Genomic DNA, 26825 nt, shown 5'->3' on the forward strand with positions numbered 1-26825 from the left:
GATTTTCTTTTCATAAGTTATATACTATTAATACAATACAATGTTAAATGAGGGAGCGCTGTTTAAATATGAAAATTAAAAAACTTCTTTGGGGGATTTTTTTTGTTTTTTTTCTAATCATATTGATTTTTTCCGGATACAAAATAATCTCTATTTTTTTTGACAACGGTGGCAATGTTGATAAATATATTGAAGAAACATCCACTATAACAAAGGAAAGTGAAAGTGATTCCATGGCTGATAATCATGGTATTAAATGGTCATCCCTTAAGAAAGCCAACGATGATATATACGCATGGATTTACATTCCAAACACTAATGTGGATTATCCCATTGTTCAGTCTTCAGTTTATGAGTCTGACACTCTTTACCTAGACCATAACATAGACAAGAAGCCTGACATAGCCGGTGCCATTTTTTCAGAGCGTGCCAACAGAAAGGATTTTTCTGACCCTGTGACGGTTATTTATGGTCATAACATGAAAAATGGTTCTATGTTTAAAACTCTCCACAGTTTTGAAGATGCTAAATTTTTCAAAAAAAATAAATTTATTTACATATATACGGAAAAACGTAAACTTACCTATAAGATATATTCGGCGTATGTATACGATGACAGACATATATTAAATTCATTTAATTTTGAAGATAAAAAGATATTTAAAAAATATTTAAAGTCTACCCAAAATCCACAATCCCTTACAAAAAATACCCGTAAGGTGGATTTAAACACCGACAGTAAGGTACTGACTCTTAGCACCTGCACTAACGGTGCCGCAAACACACGATATTTAGTACAAGGAGTATTAATTAAAGATGAGCAGACAAAGTAACGATTTATATAGCAATATAGAATTAGTGCCTGATGATTATTCAGATGATAAGCAGGCTGATTCAGGTAATAGTGCCACTAATTTAGAAGATGAACAGGTTACCTCCAAAGGCGAACATCACAGCAGTCACCACTCAGGTTGCGGACATCACTCCAGTGGCTCCCACCATCCAGGGAGTGGGCATCATTCCGGTCACCATCATCATAGCCACTCCTCTAGTAGAAAAAGTGGCTCTAAGAAAAAGAAAAAATGGAGCAGGAAGAAAAAATTCTTCGTTATATTGCTCTTGGTGATTTTATTTTTAATTCTTGCACTTTTAACTACTTTTGGAGTAATGCATTATTTAGGCAAAAAATCCTTACTGGGAAATGAGGCAGTTGCCCTTACTCTTCCTGAGGATATTAACTATGACGATATTGAAGGCGACGGCAAAACCATAGAATACAAGGGACACACTTACGAGTTTAACAGTAACATTGCAAGTATTTTGTTTATGGGTGTTGACCATGATGAGTTTAAAGATGATGCCGTTCCATCTACAGCAGGACAAGCTGATGCCCTGTATCTTATGACCTATAATATTTCCACCGGAAAAATTAAGGTTTTAGCCCTTAACCGTGATATTATGACTGATATCAGCAGATATGACAGTGAAGGTAATTATTATGATACGGCGACTAAACAGTTATGTCTTGCTTATGCATATGGAGACGGAAAAGAATTAAGTGCCAAAAATCAGGCTATGGCAGTGGAACGTTTTATTTACAACATTCCAATTAATACATACTACGCCATTGATTTTTCATCCCTTAAAATATTAAATGATGATATCGGTGGTGTCACGTTAACACCTGAGTACACCTTTTCCTCCTTCACCAAAGGGCAAAAAATTACTCTGAAAGGTGAAACTGCCGAACAGTTTGTAAGATACAGAAATACAAATCTGTTAGATGACAACCTACGACGTATGAGTTGCCAGAAGCTGTACCTTAACAGTTTTGTCAGTCAGCTTTTGCCATCATTAAAAAAAGATATTAACGTTCCGCTAAAATTGTACAAAGATTCATCAAAGTACACAGTAACAAATTTAGATGCCAATATTATGGTATATTTGGCATCGACTCTGGCAACTAACTATTCCGGGCTTAACATTACTTCCATTAAAGGCAAGTATGTAGAGAAGAAAGATGACCGGTTTGCTGAGTATAAAATCAATAAAACTGATTTATTCGAGAAAATATTAGATATTTATTATATAAAAACTCGTTAATATGTTGCTTTTTTGTTGATTTATTGTATAATTACTTAATAGTATCAAATTTTGTATATGGGAGGTCTACTTATGAAAAGAAAGTTTATTGCTTTGTTTATTACTTTAGTTTTAACATTTGCTTTTTCTGCTAACTGTTTTGCTCTTCCGAGTCCAACAGAGAAACCTATCAAGCCGACAACATCACAGACTGTTACAGTTAAACCGGCTAGCGATAAGGATGGCAATTGGTCAAAGGGTGATAAGAAAGGTCTTACTTTTGTAACAAACGTTAAGCTTGATAAGAATACAACTATTTATGTTGATGGTAAGGTACTTGATGCATCAGATTATGTTGTAAAGAATAATAAAATTATTTTATCAGCTGACTTTTTAGCAAGTCTTTCATGTGGTAAACACACACTTACAGTTAAAACAAGTATAGGTACAGCAAGCTGCGATTTCTATATTTCTGAAAACGGCGAAACTGTAGCACCTAACAATAAAAGTGTTTCACCAAAGACAGCTGACAATGGCAATTATGTTCTTATTCCTGTAGCATTAATTTCAGCTTTATTCCTTGGAATTATGCTTTTAGGAAGAAAAAGAATTACAGAATAATTGATTCATACTTAAATCAAAAACAGTGAAGTGTTCATGGCTTCACTGTTTTTTTGTTTTTGTAAATGCCCCGGTAAATAATTTTATATGATACTTCATTTTTTCAACAACTTAGTTTAATAACAGAATTCTGCCTTACACGTAAAAAAACCTTTCGTCATGATTATCATAACGAAAGGTTTTCTTATGCCGGCGACCGGAATCGAACCGGTACTGTGTTGCCACAACAGGATTTTAAGTCCTGCGCGTCTGCCAGTTCCGCCACGCCGGCGTTTATTAATGAAATAATCATTAATATAATGGGCAGAGGTGGATTCGAACCACCGAAGCAAGTTGCAGCAGATTTACAGTCTGTCCCCTTTGGCCACTCGGGAATCTGCCCATTCACAATATATATTTATATCACATTACTTAAAAAAGTGCAACAACATTTATTACATATTCCAAATTATTTCCATTATATTCACCAAATCTTTTTCTTTTTCATTTTAATCTTTGACACAAAGCTATATTGATACTATACTGTTTATAATCCAGAGGCAAATATAGGAGAACAATACTACAAAATGAATAAGAAAAAATTATTTTGGGGTGTAACCTTTATTGTAGCAGTTATTGTTTGTGTAATTTGCGGTTATAAAATCATTTCCTACTTTCTAAGTGACGGTGGAAATTCCGCAGAATACATTAATCCTGAAACAGAAACGAATACTGCCACTTTGGTTAATACCGTAGAAAATCACAATATAAACTGGGTTAAGTTGCAGGAAAAAAATTCCGACGTTTATTCATGGATATATATTCCTAACACTAACGTTGATTATCCTGTAGTACAGCCGGGTAAAAATTTATCTGATGACTTTTATCTTAACCATAATGTAAACAGGGAAAACGAATTTGCCGGTGCTATTTATACGGAAAAGCAAAATGCAAAGGATTATTCCGACCCTGTAACCGTATTATACGGGCATAATATGCTTAACGGTTCTATGTTTAAGTCACTTCATAAATTTGAAGATGCTAAGTTTTTTAAGAAAAACAAATATATCTATATTTATATGCCAAATCACCGTTTAACCTATAAAATTTATGCAGCTTATGTATACGATGACAGACATATTCTTAATGCCTTTAAGCTTAGCGACAAAAAAGTTCTAAAAAAATATTTTGAATATACCACAAATCCGAATTCTCTTTCAAAAAATATCAGGAAAGTGTCTCTTGATATAAACAGTAAAATAATAACACTTAGCACTTGCACCAATGGTGCTGAAAATACACGATATTTAGTACAGGGGGTTTTAATTAAGGATGAGCAAACCAATTAATTCTTTAACTGAGGACAAAGATTTAGAAAATTTAAGCAATGCCGGGGATAATACAGATAACACTGTTTCCCACAATTTAGACAAAGAAGAAAGTAGTACTGAAAAAGAGGTTAGTGATGCTCACTCCTCACACCATCATCACCAACATTATCATCACAATACCGATGTAATTCATGATAATGGCGATGGTGAAACTTTTGAGGTTGATTGGGATACAATTGAAAGAAATTACAAGCACAGACATCACCATCGTTCTCATTCATCCGGGGAATCAGATGATAAAGCTTCTGATATATCTCATTCAAGTGATAATCACAAATTTAATAAGGGGCATCTTTCAAGAGGAAACAGCAAAACAAATAATAAGAAAAAACGCATGAGCAAAAAGAAGAAGATTTTTCTTGGCATATTAATCTTTTTACTGTGTGTTATTCTGGGAATTGTAGTAACATTTTTCGTAATGAGATATTTAGGTCAGAAAAAACTTCTTAACTATGACAATGTTAATATGAGTTTCCCTAAGGATATTGATTACGAAAATAATGGACGTATTGTTTATTACAATGGTCATACATATGAATTTAATGATAATATTGCAAGTATACTGTTTATGGGTATCGACAAACGTAAATTAGTAGACGATGCAGTAGCAGCAACAGCCGGTCAGGCGGATGCACTTTATTTATTAACATATGATACCTCTAACGGACATATTAAAGTTCTGTGTTTAAACAGAGATACCATGTCAGAGGTTATCAGATACAATGCTGCCGGCAAATATTACGATACAGAAACAAAACAAATTTGTCTTGCTTATGCTTATGGCGACGGTAAAACCACCAGTGCGGAAAATCAGGTTACTGCCGTGGAAAGATTAATATACAACATTCCAATTAATGCTTACTATGCTATCGACCTTTCTGCTATTAAAGTAATAAATGACGATATTGGTGGGGTTACGGTAACACCTGAGTATACTTTTGGAAGCTTTACAAAGGGACAATCCATTACCTTAAAAGGTGATTTAACAGAGGAGTTTGTACGACACAGGGATACAACCCTGCTTGATGACAACCTAAGACGTATGTCATGTCAGAGGCTATATCTTAATTCCTTTACTTCTCAGATTGTGCCCGCGATAAAGGATGACTTTACTTTGCCACTTAAGCTTTATCAGGATAGTTCTGAATACACGGTTACCAACATAAATCCTAATATTATGACTTATTTGGCATCATCCCTTGCCACTAACTATTCAGGACTTAACATGATAACCACCAAAGGTGAATATAAAATGGTAACAGGGGATGCTTCTGCTGAGTTTAAGTTAGACAAAAACGACTTTTTTGAAAAGATACTTGATATATATTATAATAAAATCAAATAATAGATTTAGTTTTGTTATAAAAAATATTTGATTTTTAATTTCATTAATGTATAATGGTATAAGATATTAGAAAGATTTTAGTTATGGAGGTTAAACTTATGAAAAAGAATTTACTTGCTTTATTAGCTACATTGATATTGACTTTTGCATTTTCAGTAAACTGTTTCGCAGCTGTAAGCCCATCAGCAACTGTTATCCCAACTGATGAGGAAGTTACAACAGGTAACGGTGGTGGTGGAAACACTTCACAGACATCACCAAAAACAGGTGCTAACATTGCTTTAGGTTTTGTTGCTGTTGTTTCAGCAGCCGGCGTTGCATTAGTATCAAAGAAGAAATTTTCAGAGGCTGAATAATTTAATTTTAATATAAAAAATAGTTCCAACATTTTGTTGGAACTATTTTTTATATTATATACTTCTGTACACAACTGCACTTTGACCGGGAACACGTATATGAATATGTCCGTCTTCCTGAGCTGTTTTTATCCTTCCACAGTTATAGAACTCTCTTGACGTCTCTATAAGTCTCTCCCATACTGTATCATCTTCCTTTCCAAGAATTAGAACCGGAATATTTATCTCCATATCACCATTAGAAGTATTTATGGCAGTGACCACAGCATCCTTATCATCAAAACGTCCATAACATACTAGATCTTGGTTACTTGCAAGTGGTTTGTAGGAACCTGTTTTTAGCACTTTATTATGTCTGTGAAGGGCAATTGCTTCTCTGTAAAATTCCATTATTTCCAGATTTTCTTTCCCCCATGGGTAGGTTCTTCTGTTATCCGGATCAGTCCATCCACAGACTCCCGCCTCGTCACCGTAATACAAGGTTGGTGCTCCCGGAAGAGTCATCTGCATTATTACACCCTGCTTAAAAATGGCTTCGTTGATATTCTCCTGTGCCGCTTTTGTTCCGGATGTTGCCACACGACCTACCATTTTGTTAGTTCTTGTTAAAAACCTTGAATGGTCATGATTAGACAATTCGTTCATGGCAACTAACGACGATTCCGTCTGAAGTCTTGATAAAAAATACTTTATGGCATGATTAAAAGCCTCAGCATTTCCCAGCATCGAAGGATTTGAATTATCAGAATGCTTATCCACACCTGTAAGAAACCATGATACAGGATCCATAAATCCGTCATAGTTCATTACCGTATCCCACTGGTCTCCCCTCAGCCATGCATTTGCATCACCATAATGCTCCGCCAAAATAATTGCATTAGGATTTGCCTCTTTTACGGCTTTTCTAAACTTTCTCCAAAACTGATGGTTAAACTCCTCGCTATGTCCTAAATCTGCTGCCACATCCAATCTCCAGCCGTCTACATTATAAGGAGGTGATACCCATTTTCTACCTATGTTAAGAATATATTCACATAGTTTTTCGCTTTCCTCATAGTTAAGCTTTGGCAATGTGTCAAATCCCCACCAGCCCTCATAACTTCCGTTATCCGGCCAGCTTTCATTTCCAAATTTGAAAAAGGAACTGTAAGGGCTATCCTTAGATTCATAGGCTCCCGGGTGGTAATTTTTATTTCCCCGATATATTCCCTCTCTGTCCATCCATTTATTAAATGAACCGCAGTGGTTGAAAACACCGTCTATAATTACTTTTATTCCCTTTTCATGGGCTTTTTTTACCAGTTTAATAAATAATTTATTACTTTCCGCAAGATTTTCTAAATCAGTTGTTCTGATTTTGTACTTATCTGCAGAAAAATTATTTGATGCATAATGGGCTACTGTACCCCCACCGTCATTTACTATTTTTCCAAAATGAGGGTCAACAAAGTCATAATCCTGAATATCATACTTGTGATTAGAAGGCGAAACAAAAATAGGATTAAAATATATTACCTCAATTCCTAATTTGCTTAAATAATCAAGTTTGTCTATTACCCCTTGAAAATCTCCTCCATAAAACTGCCGTGTCCCATCTACTGCCGAAGGCTCGCTCCAGTTATCCACATGGGACACACCCCGTCCAATATATATATACTCATCATTTACCACATCGTTGGACTTATCCCCATTGCAAAAACGGTCAACCATAATCTGGTACATTACTGCACCCTTTGCCCAATCCGGTGTGGTAAATCCGGGAGTAAACTCAAACTCCCACTCATTTGAACAATACTCACTTGCACCTGATGCATCATAAAATAAAATCTTACGACTATCCGCTACCTTAAAATGGTATCTCACCAGTTTTTCCGGCAACGCAAGACTTACGCTGAAATAGTCGAAACTTCCTTCATGCTTTTCACAACACATCCTCATTTCTGTATTTCTAATACATAAAAAAGCCTCATTTACTTCCCCTGCTGCCGTTCTAAGAACAAATGTATATATGCCTTTTTCTTCGTCATATCTTAAAAACCTTTGTGTTCCATCGTGAAATAAAGCTTCTTTCCGTCTGTTCATCTTATAAAACCTTCTTTTCTAGAATAATGCCTCAAATTCTTCCTGACCGATTTTTTCCTTCTCCATTAAGAGATTTGCAGAAGCATGAAGCTGTTCCATATAATCTTTTATTATTGCTTTAGCCTTTTCGTAGCAATCTTCTACAATGTCACGGACTTCCTGATCAATAGCTGATGCAGTATTTTCCCCATATCCCTTTGAATGTGCCAAATCTCTTCCGATAAATACATCATCTGAATCGTCATCGTAATTAATAAGTCCAAGCTTCTCTGAAAATCCGTATTTAGTAACCATGGCTTTTGCCGTAGCCGTAGCCTGCTTAATATCCTGAGATGCACCTGTTGTAACATCATCTAAAATAAGTTCTTCAGCAATACGTCCGCCTAAACTTACCATAATATCCTGAATCATTTTTCCTCTTGTTAAGAACATTTCGTCTTTTCCCGGAAGAGGCATAGTGTAACCTGCTGCCCCTGCACCTGTAGGAATAATGGAAACTGTATGAACAGGTCCCACATCCGGAAGTACATGGAAAAGAATTGCATGACCTGATTCATGGTATGCAGTAATTCTCTTTTCTTTTTCAGATATAATTTTGCTTCTCTTTTCCTTACCAATTCCAACTTTAATCATTGCCTTATTAATTTCTTCCTGGGTAAGAAATGCCTTTCCTTCCTTGGCAGCAAGAATTGAAGCTTCATTTAAAAGATTTTCCAGATCAGCTCCCGTAAATCCTGATGTGATCTGTGCTATCTGCTGTAAATCAACATCGTCACCAATAGGCTTATTCTTGGCATGAACTTCCAAAATCTCTTTTCTTCCTTTAACGTCAGGTCTTCCAACCATAACTTTTCTGTCAAAACGTCCCGGTCTTAAAATAGCCGGATCTAATATGTCCACACGGTTTGTTGCAGCCATAACGATAATTCCCTCGTTAACACCAAAACCATCCATTTCAACTAACATCTGGTTAAGTGTCTGCTCACGTTCATCGTGTCCACCACCCATACCTGTTCCACGTCGTCTTGCAACGGCATCAATTTCGTCAATAAATACAATACATGGTGCATTTTTCTTTGCTTCCGCAAATAAATCTCTTACTCGTGATGCACCTACACCTACAAACATTTCCACAAAATCAGAACCTGAAATAGTGAAAAACGGAACCTTTGCCTCTCCTGCAGTTGCTTTAGCCAAAAGAGTTTTACCTGTTCCCGGAGGTCCCTCTAAAAGTACACCCTTAGGGATTCTTGCCCCAAGATCAATGTATTTTTTAGGATTCTTAAGGAAGTCAACTATTTCTTCCAATTCCTCTTTTTCTTCTTCTAAACCGGCAACCTTTGAGAAATCCATGTTTTTGATATCAATAACCATCTTTGCACGGCTTTTTCCAAAGTTAGCCATTTTACCACCGCCACCATTAGCGTTGGCGTTCATCATCATAAAAACAATTAATACCACAACTCCTAAAAGAATCATTGGCAAAACAGTTGTAAGAAAAATGCTGTCCCTGCTTACATCCTCTAAATAAGGTCGGATGTCTGTTCCAACATTATTGTTGATTTCCTCAATATCATCAGATACTTTATTTACATCTGAAACATAAATACTTTTTGTCTCGTCATTTTTTAATTTAACAATAATCTTTCCTGTAGGAATTTCCTTATTCTGTTTTATGGTGATTTCACTGACATTTTTATTTTTCATGTCATTTAAGAAATCTTTGTATTTATAGTCGCTGGTTATAAGACTTCCACCGATATTATAAAGTACGTATCCAATAACTAATATCAGAACCACAATATATATCTTTGAAAGACTACCCCTTTTTAATGTGTTCAAATCTGCCTCCTTAAATGTATTATAATTCTACTATTCCAATATATGGTAAATCCCTGTAGCTCTGATCGTAATCAAGACCATAGCCTACTACGAATTTGTCTTCAATTTCAAATCCTACGTAATCAACGTTTACGTCATCTACTTCTCTTCTATCCGGCTTATCTAACAATGTAGTAACCTTAAGACTTGCAGGCTTTCTCTCTTTTAACATAGGAATAAGTCTGCTTAATGTATTTCCTGAGTCAATTATGTCTTCCACAACAATAACATCAAGACCTTCAATGCTTTCATCTAAATCCTTTTTAATTGTAATGGTTCCTGAGCTTTCAGTTCCTGAGCCGTAGCTTGAAACACTCATAAAATCCAGTGTTACCGGAACTGTTATTCTCTTTGCCAGTTCACATGTATAAAAAACACTTCCCTTTAAAATGCAAATTAATCTTATTTCCTTTTTGGCATAATCCTTACTTATCTGAGCTGCCAGTTCCCTGATTCTTTTGTCTAACTTTTCCTCACTAATGTACTCTGCTATTTTGTGTCTCATAGTATTACTCCTTATTTTTATAATTTATTCTTATAATGTTCTTTGTTTCCGGTGTAACCTTATAATATGCACTGATTCTATATCCCGGAATCCACACAATATGGTTTCCGTCAGCTAACAGCGGCATGGTATCTCTATCCTCTTTTTTTATTTTTTCATTAATAAAATATTCCTTGAGTTTTTTCTTCCTGCCGTTATCATCAATTACAATGTAATCACCCTTAGCTCTTGTTCTCAGAATTAACTTATCTATTTTATCATAATCAAGCCATTTCGTATATACTAATTCCTTTATATTTTCCCTGTTAAATCCATTATTTTCACTAACAATTTCTACTGTGTCGTCTTTAAAAATCCTGCCCTTATCAATTAGGACTTTTTCCTTGAAATCCTGCTGTTTATTTTCAGCTTTTTTTATTATAACTCCGTCATATTCCTTTACTGCAATAAGATTATATGGAAGATTTATTTTTTTTGAAACCTGACTTTTAAATAATGTGGCAACGTCCCTTACATGAACATCCATTATGTCCTTAAGGCAGCCTGCCTGATTTTCAATAACCCGCCTTATAACCTGATTTTTAACAGCGGGATGGAGAAATTCTCCCTCATTTAAAATTAAATTACCCTTTACATATTTTTTATATTCTGCATCAACCTGCTGCTCCATATAATCATTAATTTCACTTAATTTTTCAGCCGCATTTACAATATTATATTCAGCTTTTTTATTTATATTTTCTTTTATATAGGGCAAAAGCTCCAATCGGATTTTATTTCTTGTATATTCTGTAGATTTATTTGTTATATCCATACAATAACTAATGTTTAAACTGTCTAAATATGCTTCAATTTCTGCCCTTGTTACACAAAGAAGCGGTCTCACAATCTTGTCTCTTTGTACCGGAATGCCTGTCATTCCCTTAATTCCCGTGCCTCTGAACATATTAAACAGTATTGTTTCACTATTGTCATTTAAATTGTGTGCCACTGCGATTTTATCAGACTTTAGTTCATTTGCCAGCTCATAAAAAATTCTGTATCTTTCCCTTCTGCCGGCTTCCTCCTCCGACATACCGGTTTTCTTTACTATTTCAGGCACATTAATATGGTATGGAAAAAAAGAGAGATTTTCCTTTTCACAAAATTCTTTCACAAAGTTTTCGTCTTCCAGGGCATCCCCTCCCCTTATTCCGTGATTAACATGTACCACATAAAGTTTAAGATTTAATCTATGTTTTAGTTTACATAAAACTGTAAGCATACAAATGGAGTCAGCGCCTCCTGAAACTCCCAGTATGACGCTGTCTCCACTGTCAAATATTCTATTTTCTTTTATAAATTTAAAAACCTTTTCAACCATATTTCTAATATACTTTATGGTGGTTTTTCTGTCAAATATATATAGTTCATTTAGTTTCCTCCATAATGTAACGCCCCCTCCCTTCGGTCAGCGGCAATTCGTCGGAAACATTCCCATAAATGAACTTCGTTCATTTAGTTTCCTCCTCCTCCAATTTTTTCCCATATTCCGGTACAAAGCACCGTCATGTCATCCTTCGGGATTCCATCTGTCATTGCCAGTGTCCTGCTTAAAATATGTAATGCCATTTCTCTTGGACTTGAAGTATTTATTTCCATAATCAAACGTCCCATTGCCTCCTCCTTATCTTCACATTTCAGGGCATCCACAATGCCATCCGAAATCATTATTACAAAATCTCCATCATATAATTTTTTTGTTATTGCCTCTACATCCACCTCCTGAAACACTCCCATGGGAAGGGATGTGGATTTGATACATTCCACCCAGCTTCCTCTTTTAATATATGTGCACGCCGCACCCAGTTTTAGAAACTGACAAATACCGGAATACTGGTCTATTAATGCCATATCCACCGCAGTAGGCTCCTGCCACTGATTTCCTGCAAGAAGTATTGAATTAATCAGTTTAAGTGACGTACTTTCAGAAAAACCGCTTTCAGACAAATGTTCAAGCATATCAATTATCATCTCACTGTATTGTTTGGCTTTCTTTCCTGAGCCCATCCCATCACATATACTCATAAATGTCTGTCCCGTATTCATTTCCATCACTGTAAAGTTATCCCCGGAACATTCTTCATCTTCCCTTGTTCTTCTTGCTGTTCCGCTAATTGTCATAAAATTAACTTCCTCAAAGAAACAATACTGACTAAAATCCTCTCTTAAATCCATTATGTTCTCCTTAGATGCCCGCATTTTCTTTCCTAAGGCTTCAGACACAACATTTTCCATTAATTCTACTTTTATGTCTCCTTTAGCCCTTTTCTTTGCCATCATGCGAACCTCCAGCCGTCCTTTTCCATTTTCATTAATGGATATTTTTCTGGTAAGTATTTTTCTTTCTCTTAGCTTATGCTTTAAATAGTCATTCATTCCAAACAAAACCTTTGTTTCATCATACATGGGTTTGGTATAATACTCCAAAAGTTTTGCCATTTCATTTAGCTGTATCGCCATTGCCTCCCTGGTTTCCAACATTTTGTTGTACCAAAGATAATTCAATCTGGCCCTTTCCAAATACTGTATCTGCCCATTTTCACACCCTCTGCATATATTTCCTTCAATTTCTCTCTCAATTACCCCCTCCATAGGAATTTCCTGATTCCGCTCAAAGGCTGACATTTTCTTTATTTCCGTTGCCAGACTTTTAAAAGCCTCAGATGTTCTTATCATTCCCTCATTCTTTTCATTTTCCAGATTCTTGTAATCTCCGGGATAATTTTTGTCTCTTGGGTAATAATACATAACCTTTTTTACAAAGTATGTAAATATTATGGTGGTTGACCATGTAAGCATTACTATAGGAACTAATCCATATAACTCCCGCTTAACCATTCCATTCATAGCCCAGTCCATTGCTTCCACAGCCGTTGCTACTATAGATACTATTACCGCCGCAATATATGGATTGTATTCGGCCACTCCTTTTTTATATCCGCTTACACACAAGCCTGTTGTTGCCATCATTGTTCCATATTTTATTGCTGCTAATAATCCCCCCCACTTAAATATAGTAACTACCATTATGGGCCATGCCACAAAAGGTAAAAATTTTACTATGCATAGCGCACTGTAGTAGCTTTCTGCTATAGGAAAAAATCCAAGCATTGGGACTATGCAGGTTCCCACTCCTATCATTAGTAGAAAAAATAATTTGAGTATTTTTCGGCTCATTACTCCCTCCTTGCTTATTTTTTACACAAGAAAGTATACCCCCTGTCAAAGTTTTTTTTTGTCAAAATAAAGGCTGATAATCCTTATAATTTTCGACATCAACTTAAAAAGGTTCCAAGGACTGCTAATTAGTAACATCCTCGAAACCTTTTAATTTATTCTTCCGGCTTAATAATAACCTCATTAGGATAAAGCAATCCTAACTTCCTTGCCATCTCTTCTATATAACTGTCAGTCTTTACATATTCTTCTCTTTCCTTTAGTTCCTCTGACAGCTGTAATTCCTTTTCATACTTCTTCTGTAGCTTGCTTTCCTGTGCTTTTAGTTCATTTAAGGTTTTGTACTGGTTGTACATTTGTATGCCCATTACTATACAAAAAGCAACTACCACAAAAGATATGGAAAGTATCATTCTTTTACTCTTTATTCTTTTTTGCCTTATGGTGTTTAGCCTTGACGTGGCTCTTCTTCCGCTTTCTTCCGGCATTCTTTTTTTCCTTCTTTGCTCTTATATTTTTAATTACCTTATAAAATATAAGTTTAACCACTTTACATAACTTTTTCAATGGCTTTGCTAAAATTCTGCCAAGTTTTTTTATTCTTAATGCTAAAGCATCTATAATTTTCCTGCCAATAATCCATTCAAAAACCGCCATGGTGCCAAGAGCCATAATCACAGAGAAAAAACGTGGTTTTCCATAATTGTATCTTAAAAATATGTTAAACATAAATATTGATGCAAAAGTCCAGTAAATGGCATCTTCAACTATTACCCTAAACAACTTTGCAGGAAATATCCGCCTTAATATCCGCACTACATCGTAGCATATTATTAAAACAATTCCCCCATAAATGCTCATAAGTATAAGCATTGCCTCTTCACTTATCTGCCCGCTCATTATTTAAACATCCTTTTAAGAATGGATTTTCCTTTTTCTCCATAATCCTTAACATCTGAATAAACAATGCTGTCTACCGTTCCCTCAATATCTACTTCTCCCTTTTCAAGGCTAAGTCTTGTAACCTTAATGTCACTACCCTTAATATGAATCATTCCCAAGGTTGATTCTAACAGAATCTGGGTTAAATCAAAGGATACAACATCTTTTATGCCTGTAAGGGTAAGGCGTTTTCTATTGTCCATTGAAAGTTTGTGAGATTTTGATATATTACTTTGTTCCATAGGATAACCACCCCAAATTTCTTATAGGACAATATATTCACAATAACATAATTTATGCTTTTAAGTTGCCTTATCAGCTTAAATCCTTATACATTTCTGAAGCGGCTTCCTTCTTTACCGTCTCGTTTAAATTTAACACCTCTACCTTTACGGTTCTTTGTCCAAACTGTATCTGTATAATGTCACCTACCTTAACATCATAGGATGCCTTAACCACCTTGTCGTTTACTAAAACTCTTCCGGCATCGCATGCATCATTGGCAACTGTACGTCTTTTTATTATTCTTGATACCTTTAAAAATTTATCTATTCTCATTTCTGTGCCTCCTTTTTTTTAATGTAAATATAATAAAAAAAATAAATGCGTACTCACAAAAGTTGTAAGTACGCAATGCTTTCAATAACTATAACTTACGAAACGGTGTAGGATTACCGTTTCATAAATTTGCTTCGCAAATCACGCCATTTCATGGCTGGTCAACTACGATTTCGAAACACCTGATGTGTTTCAAAATCTATATATTACAAATTAGTTAAGAGCGTTCTTTAAAGCTGCACCAGCTTTGAATTTAGGAACCTTAGCTGCAGGAATTGTGATTTTTTCCTTTGTTGCAGGATTGATTCCCTGACGTTCAGGTCTTTCAGCTGCTTCAAATGTACCAAATCCAACTAACTGAATCTTTTCACCTTTCTTCATTTCTTCTACTACAACGTCTGTGAAAGCCTTAACTGCTTTAGCTGCGTCTGTCTTTGAAATTCCAGCTTCTTCTGCGATAGCTGCTACGAATTCTGTCTTGTTCATCGTTATTCCTCCTTGATAATTATCTTGATTATTAATGAGATTCTTCTCTCATCATCTATAAAGTTTATACTCTATTTAATATCCTTTGTCAAGGAAAACTGCCTATTTTATGGGGTTTTCCCTTATTTCTGCCTTGTGTAAAATTTCATCTGTATATTCAAATGATACTCATCATCAGGCAACAATATTCCCGATTTGAAATTCCTTTCATTTATGTGATTTGGAAAATATTGAGGTTCTAAGCAAAAAGCTTCTCTTTTCTGATATATTGCCCCATTTTTCCCTGATTCATTCTCCACAAAGTTTGCAGTATATAACTGTATTCCCGGAGTGTCTGCATATAATTCCATTACAATTCCCGACTTATCGCCATAAACTGTGGCTGCCTTTACTAACTCATTGCCTTCTTTATCTATAACAAAATTATGGTCATATCCACTTCCAAATGCCAGCTGTTCATCCTGACAGTGAATATCCTTTCCTATGTTTTTTCCCTTTGTAAAATCAAATGGTGTACCCTGTACGTTTCTAATTTCACCGGTAGGTATGGATTCTTTTGATTTCACCGGGGTAAAATATTTTCCATTTAGTTTTAGTACATGATTATATATACTGCCACTGCTATGACCATTTAAGTTGTAGTAGGAATGATTTGTAAAATTTGCCACTGTTGTTTTATCTGTTTTTGCCTTGTATGACAGCTTAAGGGTGTTATCCTCTAACAGTGTATATGTAAGGATAATCTCCATATTTCCGGGAAATCCCTGTTCCATATCCCTGCTTAATATCTTGAAAGATATGCTGTTTTCATTTTCTTCCCCGCATTTTTTCCACATTTTATGGGCAGTGCAGTTTTTTCCGCTATGAAGATTATTTTTTCCATCATTAGCTTCAAGTTTGTACTCTACACCCTCTATCTCGCATTTGGCATCTGATATTCTGTTGGCATTTCTACATACGTTTGCTCCAAAAAATGTATTAGAATTTTCATATTCCGCCCCGCTGTCGTAACCTAAAACCACGTCCGTTAAAACATTATTTTTATCCTTAACTTCTATGGAAACCAAAGTTGCCCCAAAATCCGTGACTTTCACTTTCATTCCATTTTTGTTTTCCAACGTATATAACGTTGCAACTGTATTGTCTGATACCCTTCCAAACTCTTCTTTTTTCATTTTACTATTTTACCTTTCCACAGCTTTTTCTATTAACAAGTTTACATGCCATTTTTATTCTAATGGGTGCATTACGGCTTAAATTGGAATTTGCGAACAAAATATTTACACCATATTGTCCCATTTCATATGCAGGAGCATGTACCGTGGCAAGCTCCGGTGTGGAATAACGACATATGTCTGAATCATCAAATCCCATAACTGACACCCTTTCCGGTACATTAATTTTATAATCTCCCAGTGCCTTTATGGCTCCTATGGCAATCTGGTCGCTGGCTGCAAATACCCCGGTAGGCAAGTCTCCGGATTTTATTATTTCCTCCATCATTTCATAGCCTGAATCTACGGAATACATACCTGTTTTTAACCATTTTTCGTATTCATATCCACGACTTTCACAAAATTCACAGTAATATCTTTTTCTGTCATCTTCAAATTCCGTATTTTCATCCAGATATTCCATTCCTCCTAAAAATGCCACCTGTTTATGTCCCAATTCTTCAAAATATTCCATAACATCATAAACAGCCTTTTTAAAGTCCATTGTAATGGAAGATGCCAGATAATTTTTAACAGGCATATCCAAAAATACTATATTATCTGTTATTTCTATTAATTCCTTTATTTCAATATCACTGAATTTTCCAATGCATATTAGTCCGTCGACACTTTCTAACTGTTCCAGGTAATTAACATCAGTTTTAAAGGTTCTTACTATTTCCACGCTGTTTTTCAGGCAAAAATCTTCTACACCTCTTCTAATATCTAAGTAATAACTGTCCTCCATTTCCTGCTTTGGTGAAAACCATTGTAAAATTCCCAGTTTAAACAGGGCTTTGCTGGCTTTGGGTATTTTTTTATACCCCAGCTTCTTTGCCACTTTCATTACTTTCCGTTTAGTTTCTAATGAAGCTGATAATGTAGGATCATTGTTAAGTATTCTTGACACTGCCGATACACTTACTCCTGATTTTTCAGCTATATCCTTAATCCTTGCCATATATAACCTCCACGTTATGTATTACATCTTTTACAAGTATATATTATTTTTATAAATTTTACTAGTTTTTTTAAAAATTTAGTAAATATTTTCATGAAAGTGTTGATTTTTTACTAAACTTATTATATATTTACTAAAAAGGATAGATTCGGAGGTACAAAATGATTAACTCAGGAGAAATATTAAGAAAATTTGAAAATAAAGAATTTGACGATGTATTGATAAAGCTTTACCCGGACAATAGGGAAGCCATTAATTATCAGAGAAAACGTTATACTGATATGATTAATAAAAGTATTTCTTTGTTTGGTGACACAGACGTTGAAATATACAGTGCTCCAGGAAGAACGGAAGTAGGCGGTAATCATACAGACCACCAGCATGGCGAGGTTCTTGCTGCTTCCATCAATCTTGATGCCATAGCTATAGTTTCTAACAATTCCCATAATAAGATTAATATATATTCCATAGGATATGCACCTATAGAAATTGATTTAAATAATATTTCCTACAACAAAGAGGAAGAAGGCACTACAACTTCCATTATTAAAGGGGTATTAAATGGTTTTACTAATCACGGCTTTAAAATCGGAGGATTTAACGCCTGCATAACCAGTGATGTGTTAAACGGTGCAGGTCTTTCATCTTCTGCTGCATTTGAAACCCTTATAGGCACTATTCTTTCAGGGCTTTTTAACAACATGACTATTTCTCCTGTGGATATTGCCATTATCGGTCAGTATGCTGAAAATCAGTTTTTTGGAAAACCTTGCGGATTAATGGATCAGATGGCATGTTCAGTAGGTAATTTTGTTCACATTAATTTCAAGAATCCGGAAAAACCTGTTATAGAACAGGTTAATTTTGACCTGAATAAAGAGGGATATTCTCTTTGTATCGTGGACACAAAGGGTTCCCATGCTGATTTAACAGATGATTATGCCAGCATTCCTTATGAAATGAAGGAAGTTGCCGCTGCCATGGGTAAAAATTTGTTAGGTGAAATAAATAGTGAGGAATTTTTTAATGAAATTCCCGTGCTTTCTAAAAAAGTCAGTTCAAGAGCAATTCTTAGGGCAATTCATTTCTTTAACGAAAACAGACGTGTTCAGGTTGAAAGTAAGGCATTAAAGAATTACGAGTTTGAGGAATTTTTGCACACTGTAAAGGAATCCGGAGATTCTTCTTATAAACTTCTTCAAAATATTTATTCTCCAAAGGACGCCACAAATCAGCCTATTTCCCTGGCACTTACCCTTACGGAAAACTTTTTGGGTGATGACGGTGTGTGCCGTGTTCACGGCGGTGGATTTGCCGGAACCATTCAGGTTTTCGTAAAAAACAGTATTGTTGATGAATATAAAAAATATATAGAAAAAGTTTTTGGAACTGATTCCTGTCATATTTTATCCATTAGAAACGTGGGAGGTACCAAAGTATGTTAGATACATATATTAAACAATTAGTTACTTACGGAATAAGGAAAGATTTAATTAAAGAGGCGGATAAATATTACTGCATAAATACTATTATTTCATTATATAACAGGGATTATTTTTCAAATCCTGATATAGATAATGACCTTCCCTCTCTTAATGAAATACTTAAGTCTTTAACTGATATTGCAGTAGAAAAAAATCTCATACCTGACAGCATAACCTACAGGGATTTATTTGATACTAAATTAATGGGTTGTATCACTCCTATGCCTTCACAGGTTCAGGAGAATTTTAAAAAGCATTATGAAATATCCCCTAAAGCTGCAACAGATTTTTACTATAATTTCAGTTGCAATACTAATTATATTCGTTTAGACAGAATTGCAAAAGACTTAAAGTGGAAAGTTAATTCTGATTACGGAGAATTAGACATTACCATTAATTTATCCAAACCTGAAAAAGATCCTAAGGCAATTGCTGCTGCAAAGAATGTTAAGTCCTCTGACTATCCTAAGTGTTTTCTTTGTAAGGAAAATGAGGGCTATGCAGGTCATGTAAACCACCCTGCCCGGGAAAATCACAGGATTATTCCCTTAACTCTTAATGGTACCCCGTGGTATCTTCAATACTCCCCTTATGTGTACTACAATGAACACTGTATTGTGTTTAATGGTGAGCATGTTCCTATGAAGATAGACAAATCCACCTTTGTAAAGCTTTTTGACTTTGTTAAAATGTTTCCTCACTATTTTATTGGTTCTAATGCAGACCTTCCAATTGTTGGAGGCTCCATACTAAGCCATGACCATTTTCAGGGAGGAAATTATACTTTTGCCATGGCAAAGGCTTCATCATTATATTCATTTAATGTAGAGGGATACCCTAATGTTTCCTGTGACATATTAAAATGGCCTTTATCAGTGATACGACTTACTTCAGATTCCACTGAAGATATTATAGACTTAGCTGAACACATTCTTAATAAATGGCGTAGTTACACTGATAGTGATGCTTATATTTTTGCCAAAACAGACAACGAGCTTCACAATACCATTACCCCAATTGCCCGTTTTAGAAATGGTAAATATGAGCTGGATTTAACTCTCAGAAATAATATTACTACTAAAGAGCATCCTCTTGGGTTATACCACCCTCATGAGGAGCTACACCATATTAAAAAAGAAAATATCGGGCTTATAGAAGTAATGGGACTGGCAGTTCTTCCATCAAGGCTTAAAGAGGAAATGAATCTGCTGGCAAATTATATAATAAATGAAAAGGACATTTCCTCAAACAGTCACATAGCAAAGCATGAAAAATGGGTCAAAGACATTCTGACCCATAGAAATGACATAACATGTGATAATATCTTTTCCGTTTTACAGGATGAAATAGGAAAAGTTTTCATAAAAGTTTTAGAAGATGCCGGTGTTTATAAGTGTACCCCTGACGGACTTACATCCTTTAAAAAATTTATAAACACCTTATAATATCCTCCCGGAACTATCCTTTTAAATGCTTTTTATATTAATTTAAGGGATAGTTCCTTCTCATAAACAAATTTTATTTTGTAAGAAAATGTTCCCTGTTAGGGTACTTTTCTCTGTATGCAGATAAGGCTGCATTCTGAAAAATCTCAAATTCCCTGTCTAAGTGAAACATATGAGGGGTATAAAAGGCAATTGCACTTATTTGTTCAGCAATCTTTTTTGCCACTCCTTCATCAGATAATTGCCCCAGACCAAACACAGCAGATGTAAATCCCCTTCCGTTTTTACTGGTTTCTATAAACTTTAAAAATACATTTTTCATTTCAAGAAACAAAATTTTCTTCTCCTTAGTGCTTCTTTCACAGGCATTAAACAGGTATAATCCATTGATAATTTCATATAGCTCTTTCTTTTTGCTTCCCCCTATATCCATTGCATTTCTTTCAGACAGACTTTTCATCTGCATAAGATAACCCATAAACAAATCTTTCTTAGGCTTTCTTTTTCCGTACCTGGCAATCCATAATTTTTCCATAAAAAGCCCTATTTCATCTTCTAATTTATGGTCATTTAAAATTTCCAGTCTTGCTTCCGGGTCTGTTTCATTATAAAACTCCCTAATCCATGTATCCTCCATATAAATCTCCTGTGCTCCTTATCTTCCTATAAAACTATCTACACTATCAATATCTACCTTTTTATACTGGGAAACATAATATTTGCCCTGATTTAAGTTGTGACCTTGCAAACTGTTTCCTTTAAAAACATCAACCACTAATTTTGCTATTTCCATAGCCTGGTCTTCTTTATCGTTGTACACTGTTCCCTGCATTTTCCCGTTTTTTATTGCCTCTAAAGCATCCTCTAATCCGTCAATTCCAAATATTATAGGCATCTCTTTCTTTCCGTACCCCGATTTTTTGTATGCGGCAACGGCTCCTAATGCCATCTCATCATTATTGGAAATAATCAGTTCTATTCTGTTTTTATACTGACTTATTAACTGGGTAACTCTGTTTTCCGCCTGACCTCTGTTCCAATCTGCAAACTGATAGCTTAATTTCTCCAAGTCAATTCCATTTTGTATAATTGTCTTTACTGAGCAATCTGTTCTGCTTATGGCATCCTGATGTCCTGCTTCACCCTCTAATAAAACATATTGTATTTTGCCGTCTTTATTTTTATCCACATCCGGATGTTTCGCCAAATAATCTGCAACGATTTCTCCCTGCATAACTCCTGACTGCTCTGCAGCACAACCAACATAATATAGCTTGTCCCACTGCATAAGATCTTCCCTTACAGGCTCACGGTTAAAGAAAATTATAGGTATGTTATTTTGTCTTGCAAGCTTAATAATCTTCCCCGGTGCAGTTCTGTCCACCAAATTGACACACATTATATCGCATCCTGCATCTATCATTTCTTCAACTAATTCATTTTGATTTCTCTGGTCATCATCGCCATTTCTTCCTGACACAATTATCTTCATGTCATCACTTTCCATGGCCTTTAAATCTTCCTTAACCTTTTCTACCATTGCATTTATAAAAGGATCATCCTGAGTATATGTAACTATACCCACCCTTAAAATGTCATCTCTGCTTTTTTTCTTCTGACTACATCCTGTAGCGGTACATATAAGTACAATTCCCATTACAAATGCAATAACTGCCTTCTTATTTATTTTACTCATAAGAATATAAAAACCTTTCCATTTCATCAGTAAATAAATCTTTCTGATAAATTACTTTTGCCTTAACATTGTAACTTTTCATTTCATAAAATAATTTGTTAAGCTTTTTAGAAATTTCCATAACACTTCTATAACCTATATCATAACTATCAATAGCAACAATACAATTTACATTTCCGTTATCTAACAAACTTATGGATTTTTCGCTGCTGCCTATACCGTATATCTGTGCCCCATTGTACACCCCGTTTTCACTGTTTGCTCCCAATTCATCTAAGGAATAATTGTCCATTGCCACCAGATAATCTACCTTTGATTTGGTTTTCACAATGCTGCAAATATCCTGGTCCCGTATTCCACTGTAAGTCCATGCCACCTTAATATCTGAATCTTCTATGGCATCCATAAAACCTTTGTATGTGTTGACAGTTTTTTCTTTTTCGTGCTGGTCTAAAATAACTCCTATTTCCTTTGTTTTTCCTCTGGCTGAATCATTAACAATGCTTTCTCCTAACTTGTAACCAATTTTATAATTGTCAGGCTTAATTACAGGATAACCCGATTTTTCCCCGTCATCTCCCATAAAAGCATCTTCCACTATAAATATAAATGGAATATCGCCACAGATTTTCTTTATTTCATTTTTTGTGTTTGATCCGGGAGCCGGACAGATAATAAATCCCTCTGCCCCATTGTCAATCTGTTCTTTCATCAGTTCCTTTTCGTCCTGAAAGCTATAAATATCATCTGTGTTACATATAATTAAATGTAAGTTATTAACTTTTGCCGCACTTTTTAAACCATTTATTAACGCATCCCAGTTTTTATCACCGGAATTTTCCACAATAACTGCAATCTTTTTTTCCGGTGTTTCATGGTCAAATATTCTATATGTGAATAATACTGCCAACATACACAATATTATTTCCGTAATGAGAAAGGCCATCTTATTTTTTTTCATTTTCATCCTTCCTTCCTATGTTTTGATTTTCCAGATTTTTTCTGTTTTCTTCATTAAAAGGAATTGCAGGTATGTGAATGGTAACTTTTGTTCCTTCGTCTGCTTCACTTTCTACACTTAAGCCATATTGGTCTCCAAACATTAATTTAATCCTTGAATGAACGTTTATAACCCCTACTCCTGAACCATGCTTAGGGGTTTTACTATTATCCTTAAGTATATTCTCAACTACTTCCTCTCTCATTCCCATTCCGTTATCTTCCACGGTTATAAATATATCGTCATTTATTTTTTTACCTGTAACAACTATTTCGCCGTCATCTATATCAATGTCTCCCACACCATAATATATGGCGTTTTCCAGTATCGGCTGTATAACAAGTTTGACAATACAATAGTCGTTAATTTCATCATCCACGTCAAATCTGATTTTGAATCTTTCCTTATACCTTACCATCTGTATATTCATATAGCTTTTGCTATGCTGTAATTCATCAGATATTTTAATTATGGTTCTTCCCTTTGACAAACTTATTCTAAGTAACTTGGCAAGCTCAGAAATCATAAATACCGCTTCTTTGTTTTTACCGGCTTCAACCATCCATGTGATGGACTCCAATGTATTATATAAGAAATGAGGATTAATCTGGCTTTGTAGGGCATCCATTTCACTTTTTCTTCGTTCATTTTGCTGTCTTATGATTTCCTTCATTAAGTCCTCAATTTGCTCATAGGATTTTTGTACTGAATATCCTAAATCCCTGATTTCCGAGGAACCTCCAATGTATATTCTGTTTTTACCCCCTGCCTCGTAGGATTTTACTGAATCATTAAGATTTAATATAGGTCTGGATATTTTTCCCGATACTATTTTGTTTACCACAAGAAGCATCATAATTAAGAAAATAATGGTTATGATAACGTAATACCTGAATTTATTTATGCTTATTGTCTGAATTTTATCAGGAACCACACCCACAACTTTCCATCCTGTATAGGCAATACTACTTATAATATAATTTGCCCTGCCTCCATTGAGATTTAATTCATAGGTTCCATCTTCATAGCCTGCAATCCGGGTACTTTCTTCCGAAATAATTCCCCTGTCTATTTCCACCTTTCTTGGATGATAAATTAATTCTCCATCGCTGTTGCACAAATAATAATATATTCCATTTGTATCTTCATTAATTCTATCTAAAGCTTCTTCTATAATGGAATACTTCATATCTATAAGTAAGACACCACTAACCGGCGTTTCCCCATCATTAATATCTACGGAACGGCTTAGGGATACCACCCGGTAATATTTAAAAGCTCCGTCGGTAAATAAATTCTGTATGTGGGGTGTGGAAAAATGGATGTTTTCAATTTCATCTGTGGCATTGGAAAACCAATCCTGTTGTTTTACATAGGCATTTTCTTTCTCTGATGCTACAGGTTCAGCTGCAATAAGCTTTCCGGAAGTATCATATAATGCCATACTTTGTATTTTGTCCGAATTAATTTCATATAATAAACTAAACTCTTTATTAAGCATTTGGTCTGATACATCATATTGCTGAACAATATTATAATTTGCCACATTTGAGATCTGCCTAATTTCAAGAAGGTCTCCGTCTATTTTATCTACTACACTATCTATAATGTCTTCTGCACCGGACACAGAGGTTTCTTCCGCTGAAATCTTAAATCTGTTATAAATAAGCAGTCCCATAATTATAGTAGTAATAATCGTTAATGTGGTTAAAACTGCCATAATAATAGACTGAATATCAAATCTCACCGTTCCTTCACGAAAAGACCTTATGCCGCCTTTTTTATTTTTCCCGTCTGCTTTTTTTATTTTATCCACTATTGCCATATTTCCCGTAATTATTTACCTAATTTCTCATTTCTATATTTAGATGGAGATACTCCATATTTTTTCTTAAATACATAACTGAAGTAATTGGCGTCGGTATATCCCACCATTTCAGCTATTTTGTAGCTTTTTTCATTTGTATCCATTATTAATCCTGCAGCAATTTCCATTCGGTAATCTGTAAGATATGTAACAAAGGACTTACCTACTTCCTTTTTAAACACAGATGAAAAATATGAATTTGATACTCCCATTAAAGAACATACTTTATCTAAGGATAAATCCGGTTCCATATATCTGTCCCTTACTATGTTCTTTCCGTCATTTACTAAACTCATTGACTTGCTGTTTCGGACACTTTTTAATTTCCCGCTTACACCTAATGAACAGTCAATTAACCATGATTCCAAGGTGTTTTCGTCCATTTGAGGAACATTTTCATAAGGATTATCTATTCCATTTAAAAAGTCGTTAAAGTCCATAAAGTTGTTGGCACAAAATCTGTAAAATGCCCCTACCATTTCCATTATTACTAAATTATACTGGCTGACTGTATTAGCATTTTTGTGTAATTTTTCTATTTCCCTGCTAACTGCATCTTCTATGGATTTACTGTTTCCTAAATATATTGCCTTAAATAAATCATGCATTTTTGAATCTTCTGACTGTATAGTCATGTTTTGCTCATTAGGTGCAATTTCTTCTATATTAATTGCCCTGTTGGTTCCATATAAAACCCTGTATGATACTGCCTCTCTTGCTCCTTCATAAGAACTGTTTATGTTTAATATATTATCACACATTCTGCCTATACCCGCTGTAACCACGGCACCGATAACCCTGTTTACCCATTTGCAGAATTTGTCACAAATATCCGTAAATTCCACCATTTTTTCTTTAGAACTTAATTCTACAATTAATAACGTATTTCCTAAATAAATAAATTCCCTGCAATTTAGTCTTTCGGCAATTCTTTCCTTTATTTCCCTTTCAACAGACATAGACAGTAACAATGGTTCCATATTTTCAGGAACATTATGGGTAGATGTATGGAAAATCGCACAACAATAATATGGCCCCCTAAAATCAATTTTATAGGAATCCACAAATTTTGAATATTCCCCTTCATCAACTCTTCCTTCAATTAATGAAACAAATAAATTGGTCTGAAGTATTGGGAGTACATCATTAAAATAATTCTCAAGTTTCTGAACATTTAATTTTTCTTCTCTTTCTACATCTAATGAATTTTTTACCCTTTTTAAACATTCAGTTAATTCCTGGGAATTGATGGGTTTTAACATATATTCTTCAACCTCAAGATGAACTGCTTCCTTTGCATATTCAAATTCATCAAATCCCGTAAATATAATAATGTGAATATTTCTGTAATCATCATTAAGCCTTTTAGATAACTCAAGGCCATCCATATAAGGCATCTTAATGTCAGTAATAACCACATCCGGCTGTGTCTTTTCAACAAGCTCTAATGCCTTTACTCCATTAGTTGCACTGCCAACTACCTGAAATCCCAGCTGGTCCCAGGCTATTTTTTGTTTAATTACATCAATAACTTCTTCTTCATCATCTACTAGAATGACCTTATATTTATCCATAATACTTTCCTTATTTAATAGTTATTTTATCCTGTATTTCTATTTAATTATTATAACAAACAATTAAATCAAATAAAATAATTAATGCTAAAATCGTCCTAACTGCCCTTAGACAATTAGAACGACTTTTAGCATTT

At 34.8% G+C, this 26825-nt stretch carries 25 protein-coding genes and 2 tRNA genes; 8 read left to right on the top strand and 19 right to left on the bottom strand.

Annotated features, from left to right (window positions below):
• Positions 1-68: 68 nt before the first annotated feature.
• The 3 genes from srtB (DWW68_RS07595) to DWW68_RS07605 all read left to right on the top strand — a co-directional run bounded on the left by srtB (DWW68_RS07595) (position 69) and on the right by DWW68_RS07605 (position 2703).
• Positions 69-833: a class B sortase gene (srtB, locus tag DWW68_RS07595; protein ID WP_158576835.1), complete on the top strand. Its 765-nt coding sequence runs from the start codon at positions 69-71 to the stop codon at positions 831-833.
• Positions 817-2103, top strand: a complete 1287-nt coding sequence (locus DWW68_RS07600) for an LCP family protein (RefSeq protein WP_021952168.1) — start codon at positions 817-819, stop codon at positions 2101-2103. The genes srtB (DWW68_RS07595) and DWW68_RS07600 overlap by 17 nt, the downstream gene beginning before the upstream one ends.
• Positions 2104-2175: 72 nt before the next feature.
• A complete protein-coding gene (locus DWW68_RS07605; protein WP_158576837.1) occupies positions 2176-2703 on the top strand; it encodes a X2-like carbohydrate binding domain-containing protein in 528 nt (175 codons plus the stop codon).
• Positions 2704-2890: 187 nt separating this feature from the next.
• Here DWW68_RS07605 and DWW68_RS07610 read toward each other — a convergent pair.
• Positions 2891-2974 (bottom strand) — tRNA-Leu (locus tag DWW68_RS07610).
• 29 nt (positions 2975-3003) lie between these two features.
• Positions 3004-3085 (bottom strand) — tRNA-Tyr (locus DWW68_RS07615).
• A gap of 184 nt (positions 3086-3269) precedes the next feature.
• Between DWW68_RS07615 and srtB (DWW68_RS07620) the strand changes: the two genes are divergently transcribed.
• The 3 genes from srtB (DWW68_RS07620) (at position 3270) to DWW68_RS07630 (ending at position 5774) form a co-directional block, all read left to right on the top strand.
• Entirely contained in the window at positions 3270-4031 is a 762-nt protein-coding gene (srtB, locus tag DWW68_RS07620; RefSeq protein WP_021952166.1) for a class B sortase, read from the top strand.
• Positions 4015-5418: an LCP family protein gene (locus DWW68_RS07625; RefSeq protein WP_118589234.1), complete on the top strand. Its 1404-nt coding sequence runs from the start codon at positions 4015-4017 to the stop codon at positions 5416-5418. The genes srtB (DWW68_RS07620) and DWW68_RS07625 overlap by 17 nt, the downstream gene beginning before the upstream one ends.
• Before the next feature lie 98 nt (positions 5419-5516).
• Positions 5517-5774: a hypothetical protein gene (locus DWW68_RS07630; RefSeq protein WP_118589233.1), complete on the top strand. Its 258-nt coding sequence runs from the start codon at positions 5517-5519 to the stop codon at positions 5772-5774.
• 54 nt (positions 5775-5828) lie between these two features.
• Here DWW68_RS07630 and DWW68_RS07635 read toward each other — a convergent pair whose 3' ends face one another.
• The 12 genes from DWW68_RS07635 to DWW68_RS07690 form a co-directional block, all read right to left on the bottom strand.
• Entirely contained in the window at positions 5829-7856 is a 2028-nt protein-coding gene (locus tag DWW68_RS07635) for an alpha-glycosidase (protein WP_118589232.1), read from the bottom strand.
• Between the two features lie 18 nt (positions 7857-7874).
• Positions 7875-9698, bottom strand: coding sequence for an ATP-dependent zinc metalloprotease FtsH (ftsH, locus tag DWW68_RS07640; protein ID WP_243053051.1), 1824 nt, complete (start codon positions 9696-9698; stop codon positions 7875-7877).
• Positions 9699-9717: 19 nt separating this feature from the next.
• The gene (gene hpt / locus DWW68_RS07645) at positions 9718-10242 is read right to left on the bottom strand and encodes a hypoxanthine phosphoribosyltransferase (RefSeq protein ID WP_021952161.1); all 525 of its coding nucleotides are present in this window, start codon (positions 10240-10242) and stop codon (positions 9718-9720) included.
• Between the two features lie 4 nt (positions 10243-10246).
• Positions 10247-11605, bottom strand: coding sequence for a tRNA lysidine(34) synthetase TilS (tilS, locus tag DWW68_RS07650; RefSeq protein WP_118589231.1), 1359 nt, complete (start codon positions 11603-11605; stop codon positions 10247-10249).
• A gap of 134 nt (positions 11606-11739) precedes the next feature.
• Positions 11740-13461 carry a SpoIIE family protein phosphatase gene (locus tag DWW68_RS07655; protein ID WP_021952159.1) on the bottom strand — a complete coding sequence of 574 codons (1722 nt, stop codon included), beginning with the start codon at positions 13459-13461 and terminating at the stop codon, positions 11740-11742.
• 155 nt (positions 13462-13616) lie between these two features.
• Positions 13617-13874: a septum formation initiator family protein gene (locus DWW68_RS07660; RefSeq protein WP_021952158.1), complete on the bottom strand. Its 258-nt coding sequence runs from the start codon at positions 13872-13874 to the stop codon at positions 13617-13619.
• Positions 13875-13878: 4 nt separating this feature from the next.
• Positions 13879-14361, bottom strand: coding sequence for a spore cortex biosynthesis protein YabQ (yabQ, locus tag DWW68_RS07665; protein ID WP_118589229.1), 483 nt, complete (start codon positions 14359-14361; stop codon positions 13879-13881).
• Entirely contained in the window at positions 14361-14645 is a 285-nt protein-coding gene (yabP, locus tag DWW68_RS07670) for a sporulation protein YabP (protein ID WP_021952156.1), read from the bottom strand. The genes yabQ and yabP overlap by 1 nt, the downstream gene beginning before the upstream one ends.
• A 73-nt stretch (positions 14646-14718) precedes the next feature.
• Positions 14719-14961 (bottom strand): RNA-binding S4 domain-containing protein, encoded by a 243-nt coding sequence (locus tag DWW68_RS07675; RefSeq protein ID WP_021952155.1) that lies wholly within the window; start codon positions 14959-14961, stop codon positions 14719-14721.
• A gap of 213 nt (positions 14962-15174) precedes the next feature.
• On the bottom strand, positions 15175-15447 hold the full coding sequence (locus tag DWW68_RS07680) for an HU family DNA-binding protein (protein ID WP_021952154.1): 273 nt from the start codon (positions 15445-15447) through the stop codon (positions 15175-15177).
• A gap of 122 nt (positions 15448-15569) precedes the next feature.
• A complete protein-coding gene (locus tag DWW68_RS07685; protein ID WP_118589228.1) occupies positions 15570-16622 on the bottom strand; it encodes an aldose epimerase family protein in 1053 nt (350 codons plus the stop codon).
• 4 nt (positions 16623-16626) lie between these two features.
• Positions 16627-17622: a LacI family DNA-binding transcriptional regulator gene (locus DWW68_RS07690; RefSeq protein WP_118589227.1), complete on the bottom strand. Its 996-nt coding sequence runs from the start codon at positions 17620-17622 to the stop codon at positions 16627-16629.
• Positions 17623-17783: 161 nt separating this feature from the next.
• Here DWW68_RS07690 and DWW68_RS07695 point away from each other — a divergent pair, with 161 nt between their 5' ends.
• Positions 17784-19067 (top strand): galactokinase family protein, encoded by a 1284-nt coding sequence (locus tag DWW68_RS07695; protein ID WP_118589226.1) that lies wholly within the window; start codon positions 17784-17786, stop codon positions 19065-19067.
• Positions 19061-20551: a UDP-glucose--hexose-1-phosphate uridylyltransferase gene (gene galT / locus DWW68_RS07700; RefSeq protein WP_118589225.1), complete on the top strand. Its 1491-nt coding sequence runs from the start codon at positions 19061-19063 to the stop codon at positions 20549-20551. The genes DWW68_RS07695 and galT overlap by 7 nt, the downstream gene beginning before the upstream one ends.
• Before the next feature lie 73 nt (positions 20552-20624).
• Here the strand turns inward: galT and DWW68_RS07705 are convergent, their stop codons facing one another.
• Genes DWW68_RS07705 through DWW68_RS07725 form a run of 5 tightly spaced genes read right to left on the bottom strand, consistent with a single transcriptional unit; the run spans position 20625 to position 26688 of the window.
• Positions 20625-21188, bottom strand: coding sequence for a DUF6553 family protein (locus DWW68_RS07705; protein ID WP_118589224.1), 564 nt, complete (start codon positions 21186-21188; stop codon positions 20625-20627).
• Positions 21189-21206: 18 nt separating this feature from the next.
• Complete coding sequence (locus tag DWW68_RS07710) at positions 21207-22247, bottom strand: galactose ABC transporter substrate-binding protein (RefSeq protein WP_118589304.1); 1041 nt, start codon at positions 22245-22247, stop codon at positions 21207-21209.
• Complete coding sequence (locus DWW68_RS07715) at positions 22240-23208, bottom strand: substrate-binding domain-containing protein (RefSeq protein ID WP_118589305.1); 969 nt, start codon at positions 23206-23208, stop codon at positions 22240-22242. The genes DWW68_RS07710 and DWW68_RS07715 overlap by 8 nt, the downstream gene beginning before the upstream one ends.
• Positions 23195-25063, bottom strand: a complete 1869-nt coding sequence (locus DWW68_RS07720) for a sensor histidine kinase (protein WP_347497891.1) — start codon at positions 25061-25063, stop codon at positions 23195-23197. Before DWW68_RS07720 ends, DWW68_RS07715 begins: the two co-directional genes overlap by 14 nt.
• A gap of 20 nt (positions 25064-25083) precedes the next feature.
• Positions 25084-26688: a response regulator gene (locus DWW68_RS07725; RefSeq protein WP_118589223.1), complete on the bottom strand. Its 1605-nt coding sequence runs from the start codon at positions 26686-26688 to the stop codon at positions 25084-25086.
• Positions 26689-26825 lie beyond the last annotated feature (137 nt).

Origin of the sequence: Eubacterium sp. AF16-48 (genome assembly GCF_003479405.1) — a bacterium.
Taxonomy (GTDB): domain Bacteria; phylum Bacillota; class Clostridia; order Lachnospirales; family Lachnospiraceae; genus Eubacterium_G; species Eubacterium_G segne.

Coding starts and splice junctions, on each gene's coding strand:
- DWW68_RS07635 (WP_118589232.1), bottom strand. CDS start 7,856: ATGAACAGACGGAAAGAAGCTTTATTTCACGATGGAACACAAAGGTTT.
- yabQ (WP_118589229.1), bottom strand. CDS start 14,361: ATGAGCGGGCAGATAAGTGAAGAGGCAATGCTTATACTTATGAGCATT.
- DWW68_RS07655 (WP_021952159.1), bottom strand. CDS start 13,461: ATGAGCCGAAAAATACTCAAATTATTTTTTCTACTAATGATAGGAGTG.
- DWW68_RS07625 (WP_118589234.1), top strand. CDS start 4,015: ATGAGCAAACCAATTAATTCTTTAACTGAGGACAAAGATTTAGAAAAT.
- srtB (WP_021952166.1), top strand. CDS start 3,270: ATGAATAAGAAAAAATTATTTTGGGGTGTAACCTTTATTGTAGCAGTT.
- DWW68_RS07660 (WP_021952158.1), bottom strand. CDS start 13,874: ATGATACTTTCCATATCTTTTGTGGTAGTTGCTTTTTGTATAGTAATG.
- tilS (WP_118589231.1), bottom strand. CDS start 11,605: ATGGTTGAAAAGGTTTTTAAATTTATAAAAGAAAATAGAATATTTGAC.
- DWW68_RS07705 (WP_118589224.1), bottom strand. CDS start 21,188: ATGGAGGATACATGGATTAGGGAGTTTTATAATGAAACAGACCCGGAA.
- DWW68_RS07695 (WP_118589226.1), top strand. CDS start 17,784: ATGATTAACTCAGGAGAAATATTAAGAAAATTTGAAAATAAAGAATTT.
- DWW68_RS07630 (WP_118589233.1), top strand. CDS start 5,517: ATGAAAAAGAATTTACTTGCTTTATTAGCTACATTGATATTGACTTTT.
- galT (WP_118589225.1), top strand. CDS start 19,061: ATGTTAGATACATATATTAAACAATTAGTTACTTACGGAATAAGGAAA.
- hpt (WP_021952161.1), bottom strand. CDS start 10,242: ATGAGACACAAAATAGCAGAGTACATTAGTGAGGAAAAGTTAGACAAA.
- DWW68_RS07725 (WP_118589223.1), bottom strand. CDS start 26,688: ATGGATAAATATAAGGTCATTCTAGTAGATGATGAAGAAGAAGTTATT.
- DWW68_RS07675 (WP_021952155.1), bottom strand. CDS start 14,961: ATGAGAATAGATAAATTTTTAAAGGTATCAAGAATAATAAAAAGACGT.
- DWW68_RS07690 (WP_118589227.1), bottom strand. CDS start 17,622: ATGGCAAGGATTAAGGATATAGCTGAAAAATCAGGAGTAAGTGTATCG.
- DWW68_RS07710 (WP_118589304.1), bottom strand. CDS start 22,247: ATGAGTAAAATAAATAAGAAGGCAGTTATTGCATTTGTAATGGGAATT.
- DWW68_RS07605 (WP_158576837.1), top strand. CDS start 2,176: ATGAAAAGAAAGTTTATTGCTTTGTTTATTACTTTAGTTTTAACATTT.
- srtB (WP_158576835.1), top strand. CDS start 69: ATGAAAATTAAAAAACTTCTTTGGGGGATTTTTTTTGTTTTTTTTCTA.
- DWW68_RS07680 (WP_021952154.1), bottom strand. CDS start 15,447: ATGAACAAGACAGAATTCGTAGCAGCTATCGCAGAAGAAGCTGGAATT.
- DWW68_RS07600 (WP_021952168.1), top strand. CDS start 817: ATGAGCAGACAAAGTAACGATTTATATAGCAATATAGAATTAGTGCCT.
- yabP (WP_021952156.1), bottom strand. CDS start 14,645: ATGGAACAAAGTAATATATCAAAATCTCACAAACTTTCAATGGACAAT.
- DWW68_RS07685 (WP_118589228.1), bottom strand. CDS start 16,622: ATGAAAAAAGAAGAGTTTGGAAGGGTATCAGACAATACAGTTGCAACG.
- DWW68_RS07715 (WP_118589305.1), bottom strand. CDS start 23,208: ATGAAAAAAAATAAGATGGCCTTTCTCATTACGGAAATAATATTGTGT.